Below are 455 nucleotides of genomic sequence, written 5' to 3'. Positions count from 1 at the left end.
TTGTATGGCGACGGGTTCATTGGCTTGCTTCGCCATATCAAGAACTGGCTGCCACAAACCTCGCTGCATATCCTTTCCAACGGCCGGACTTTTGCTGACCCGCAGTTCGCTGCGAAGTACGCTGCTATAGGCCATCCTGACATGATGGTTGGCATTCCCGTCTATTCGGCAGATCCGTCACGGCATGACTACGTCGTCCAGGCCAAGGGAGCATTCGACGAAACCATCCGCGGCATCCTCAATCTCAAGCGCCTGAACCAGAAGGTCGAGATTCGAGTGGTGCTCCACAAGCAAACCTGCGAGGGCTTGCCGGAGTTGGCTGAGTATATTGCGCGCAATCTACTGTTCGTGGACCACGTCGCTCTCATGGCTCTCGAGATGACGGGCTTCACACGCGCGAACTTGGATGCACTCTGGATCGACCCTATCGAGTACAAATCGGAATTGAGCAAGGC

The 455-nt window shown here is 55.4% G+C and carries 1 protein-coding gene; it reads left to right on the top strand.

Features of this window, described 5'->3' with window-relative positions; all coding sequences use genetic code 11:
• Positions 1-455 (top strand): hypothetical protein (locus tag AC1DDH_RS20605; RefSeq protein WP_476956233.1); only part of this gene is annotated, 455 nt, incomplete at both ends.

The sequence above is a fragment of the Arthrobacter sp. 10T425 genome (assembly GCF_056393985.1).
The sequence above is the reverse complement of the archived record's forward strand: the minus strand, read 5'-3'. Positions and strand labels throughout refer to the sequence as shown.